4 protein-coding genes are annotated in these 5,090 nt (G+C 36.4%); all 4 read left to right on the forward strand.

Going from position 1 to position 5,090, the window contains the following annotated elements:
* Positions 1–674 (forward strand): AMP-binding enzyme (locus tag Q0I54_RS13060; protein ID WP_296119274.1); only part of this gene is annotated, 674 nt, incomplete at its 5' end.
* Positions 675–808: 134 nt separating this feature from the next.
* A complete protein-coding gene (locus tag Q0I54_RS13065) occupies positions 809–1,855 on the forward strand; it encodes a 1-acyl-sn-glycerol-3-phosphate acyltransferase (RefSeq protein ID WP_296119278.1) in 1,047 nt (348 codons plus the stop codon).
* Positions 1,856–1,877: 22 nt separating this feature from the next.
* Complete coding sequence (locus Q0I54_RS13070; RefSeq protein ID WP_296119280.1) at positions 1,878–3,017, forward strand: 1-acyl-sn-glycerol-3-phosphate acyltransferase; 1,140 nt, start codon at positions 1,878–1,880, stop codon at positions 3,015–3,017.
* Between the two features lie 20 nt (positions 3,018–3,037).
* On the forward strand, positions 3,038–4,729 hold the full coding sequence (locus tag Q0I54_RS13075) for a class I adenylate-forming enzyme family protein (RefSeq protein WP_296119282.1): 1,692 nt from the start codon (positions 3,038–3,040) through the stop codon (positions 4,727–4,729).
* Positions 4,730–5,090: the final 361 nt, after the last annotated feature.

The raw sequence follows: 5,090 nt of genomic DNA on the forward strand, positions 1-5,090 counted from the left end.
AAGTATTACATCAATATGGCTGCAAATATCATTTGGTAACAGGTTATGGAATGTGTGAGTTAGGGGCAACAGCAACCTCAACGTCAATGAAGTGGTACAAACCTGGATCAGCTGGATATCCAATAAAGGGTGTTACAGTAGCTGCGTTTAATGGTGAAAGTAATAAAGAATGTAAATACAATCAGCGTGGAGAGATCAGAATTTTAACACCAGCCAGAATGAAAGAGTATTATAAGAGACCCGATGCAACTAAAGAATTCTTTTGGAGAGATCCAGATGGGAATGAATGGGGATGTACGGGTGATGTAGGATATGTAGATCCGGATGGATTCCTTTTTGTGGAAGGAAGAGCAACTGATTATTTTACTACAAAATCGGGTGAGAAAATTTACAATTTTGATATTGAAAATGTAATCCTTAAAGTGGATGGCGTTTATCAATGTGAGGTTGTAGGAAGAAAACAACCTGACGGTTATGAAGAAGCATTTGCATTTATTATCTTTTCAGAAAAAGTGAATAAAGATAAAGTTCTAAGTGAAGTTCAACGAATATGTAAAAAAAGGTTAAAAACAGAACAGATACCTGTTGAATTCAGAGTACTGGATAGATTTCCGGTTAAACCATCTGGTAAAAGGGATATGGAAAAATTGATTCAGATTGCTTCTGAAAGTTAAACTGAAAATATTTTGAAAAATTAGAATAGAGCGATTTTAAAGGATATATGCATCATATCTGGAAAAACAGATGTAAAAGCTCTGGAAGAGTTGTAAAAATACTGAAAAAAGACAGAAGAAGGATTATAAGAATTATGACGGAAGAACAACGAATCGAACGAATTGTACAAGAATTAGGTGATACTGTAACAGGAATGACAGATTTCTGTGGAGAAAAACAACCATCATTTTTGTTCAGATTCATGGTGAGAATGATGCGTCCACTACTTTCCTGCGAACCGGACAAGATGATTTCTAAAGGTAGTATTCGTATCAGAAAGATGCTTCATCCGTTTCTGTTGAAGATTTTGCCGGCATTTTTAGAGTACAGGCAAGTGATTGAAAGAACAATTGAAACACCTTCGGAGCCGGTAATATGGTGCCCAAATCACAGTTTTAAGGACGATGTTGCTGCGTCTATAGGTGCAGTACGGCATGCTTATATCCTGTTTGGAAGTTTCCCGATGTTTTTCAATACCTTTGATGGAATAGGAGCCTATATTAATGGCGTAGTAATGTGTAACCGTAAAGTAAGAAAAAGTAAATTAGCAGCTCAGGAGACAGCCAGACGGCTTTTGGATATGGGGATGGATATGCTGATATTTCCAGAAGGTGTGTGGAATAAAACTCCAGACAAACTGATATTGGATGTTTGGCCTGGTGCATATCGACTTTCAAAAGAAAGTGGCTGTAAAATTGTTCCGGTCATTCATTATCTTGCAGATCCGCATAAAAAGTATGCTGGTAATGTAATTCATACGGTTATTGCTGATCCAATCAGTATGGAGGGACTTAGTGAGCAGGAAGGATTGACCTTACTACGTGACACTATGGCAACATGGTATTTCTATTTGATGGAAAAATATGGACATTCCACTCGCGAAGAATTATTGGAAGGTTTTGAAACTGCTTCGGATATGTGGGAAAACTATATAGAAATGCACACAGGGTGTGTGAAATACTATGATAAAGAAATTGAACTCTGCGCTGACTATCGTTCGAAGAAAAATATTTGTCCTGAAGATGTGTGGCAGAGTGTGGCTGACATTCAAAATATTCAAATCAGCAATGCAACTTATGTACAATATGCCCGCGAACTTGTTGCAAGGGAAAAACGCCAGGATTTTCAAAGAAGATTTTAAGATATAGAAAAAGAGAAAACAGATGAAACATTATAAAAATTTATTTATCAACCAACTGAATACAAAAGATGTAGACCATTTTACCACTGACACTGGTCTTTTCCTGAGGCGAAAGACAAACGGAGCTTTTCGTAAACTATGCAATATTTTTACAAATGCAACGATTATAAGGGAAGATACACCAGATTATGCCAGTGATGAAGAGTATTACGGAAATCTGAAACAGGATAGAATACCATTAGCGCATTACCCACTGTCAACGAAAAAGAATGCCAACAATATTGTTGTCGAGCGTTATCCGAACCTAGACAAAGATGAAAGTTATATTTTTGTGGGAACTCATGTCTGTCCGGAAGATATTGAAACCATGTTAAATGTTATCGACAGAAATGCATATCTGATATTAGGTTCGGTAGAAACTTTAAGATACAATCCTGAGGCGTATTTATCCTGGATGAATGGCATGATTGTATTTGACATTCTGAATCCGGAGGAAAGAAGTGTGCTTCCGGCAAAAATGGAGAGAGTATTGCAGAAACAAAGCATTCTGATATTTCCGGAGGGTTCGCACAATTATGATTTAAACAGATTGATAAAACCACTCTATGACGGTCCGGTGAATTTGGCATTAAAGACCGGAAAAAAGATTGTTCCGGTTGCCCTGGTAAAAGATTATGAGAATAACGTGGCATATCTGGATGTCGGGAATCCGATAGATGTAAGAAATCTTGATTTGAACATACAGGATTATTATCCGGGAAAAGAAGAGAGTGAAAAATACCGGATAAAATCCATGAGCAGCTATGTACGGGATCAGATGGCAACAGCAGTCTATCATATGATGGAACGTCATATTGTTCCGATGAAAAGAAATGAATATGGAGATATTGGACAGCATTTTGTGGATTTTTATGTGGCAGATACATTTCGTAAGCTGAATTGGAAACACGATGTATTTGAAGCAGAATATCTGACCAAGAAAACGGACGAAGAGCGAGAATATGAAGCAGCCGTGAGATTATTGAGCAGCTTGTGCTTAAAGAAAAATGTCCTAAAGGAAACCAGCCTGAACAGCAGGGAATATATCCAGAAGGAATTGGATCTCGACAAGAAAAATGTAGCAGAGAATTTGAGACGATATTTTTATGAAAAAGTAGTTTGACAAAGGAGAATGAGAGAAATATGATTTCACAGACAGAGCATGAGTTGACGGGAGTTCCGTCCGTAGATAAGCCGTGGCTGAAATATTACAGTGAAGAAGCAATTCAGGAAAAGCTTCCAGAATGTACAATGTATGATTTGATATACCAGGAAAATCAATTAAACTTAAGTCATACAGCGCTGAATTATTTTGGAAAAAAGATTAGTTATAAACTTTTTTTTGAAAAAGTAAATGAATTTGCAAAAGCATTTCAAGCTTGCGGAATAAAAAAAGAGGATGTTGTTACGATTATGTCACTTCATACTCCGGAGACAATTTACAGTATATATGCTTTAAACCAACTTGGAGCAATTGTAAATTTGATTTATTTGACATTGAATGCAGAAGAGATATTAAAGCAAACAGACGAAGTGAGTTCTAAAATGTTTTTATATCTTGAGAACGTTCAAGATAAAGTAAAAGAGATTAAATCCAAAATGAAAGCAGAACAAATTATATGTCTCCCAATTTGGAATTCCATGCCATTTCCATTAAAACAGATTGTAAAACACAAAAGCTGCCGAGACAACAGTCTGGATGAGTTTCTAAAAAAAGGGTCAAAGGAAATAGTTCTTAAAAAAGAAAGATATCAGCCGAATATGCCTGCAGTTATTGTGTATACAAGTGGCACTACAGGTGAACCGAAAGGGGTATTGCATACGAATGATAGCTTAAATGCAGTGGCTTTTCAGTATAAATTAGCAGATATGGGATTAACGACAAATTCGCGAGTATTAAATGCAATTCCGCCATTCTTAGGATTTGGAATTACTGTTGGAATTCATACACAACTTGTTTTGGGATTGGAGGGGATTCTACAGATTGACCCGAATGCAGATGCTGTTGCTAAAGCTATGATGAAAAAGAAGCCAGAACATATGATTATAGGACCAGCTTTTATTTCTGCGATTATGAAATCATGTAAAGGCAATATGAGATGGTTAAAAACATTAGCTGGTGGCGGTGGCGCAATTTCTGATGAAGAAGAAAAAAAGCTGAATGAGATTCTTGCCAAGTGTCATGCTACAGTGGAGTATACAGTAGGATATGGAATGACAGAATTAGGAGCAACAGTTTGTACCAATATGAATCGGTGTAATCAGTCAGGTTCTTTAGGAATTCCGCTTCCAAAGGTAAATGTGAAAATCATCAATCCGGAAACTGAAGAAGAACTAGGCTATGGAGAAAAGGGAGAAATCTGCTTTTCATCACCTAGTATAATGCAGGAATATGTGAAAGATATAAAAGAGACAGAAAAAGCAATCTGGATTAAAAATGGAGAGAAGTGGATTCATACAGGTGATTTGGGCTATGTAGAAAAAGATGGATTCCTATATTTTGCAGGAAGAATAAAAAGAATATATATCACCAGAGGAGCAGATGGAATTGTTTATAAATTATTTCCAGACCGAATTGAGAATGTATTAAAAAAATGTAAAGGGATAAATCAGGCAGCAGTGAATGTAGTTGAAGATGAAAAAAGAGTTCATGTTGCCAGAGCATATATAGTAGTTGATGACAGCTATGAGTGTTATAGTGATCAAATTGAAAAAGTGTTACAAGAAGAATTACCAGAGTATGCAGTTCCTGAAAGAATCAATATAATTAAGAATATGCCAGTAACTGAGGGTGGGAAAATTGATTATAGAAAACTGAAAAATTATGAAAAGTAAGAGCAAGAAAAATTTTGTTTGACTTTTTGAAAAAGAGGCAATATAATTACAAGAAACGAGTAGCAAGTAAGCGTAAATCCAGTTTACCGGCTACTCGTTTTTTATTTTGCAAAAAGTAAATATCGCCAAGAAAAAGTGTGTAGCGTGTCAGCGTAAGTCCAGCTTATATGACAGGGTACGCACTTTTTTTGTGACAAAAAGAAAGGAGTTAAAACGAAATGGCGGAAAGCAACAAGATGAAGGAGATGCCGGTGAATAAGCTGATGGTTCAGATGGGAATCCCGATGATCTTATCCATGGCATTGCAGGCAGTCTATAACATTGTAGACAGTGCGTTTGTAGGAAATATGAGAGTAGGCAG

Source organism: uncultured Eubacterium sp. (genome assembly GCF_934295145.1).
Lineage (GTDB): Bacteria > Bacillota > Clostridia > Lachnospirales > Lachnospiraceae > Eubacterium_I.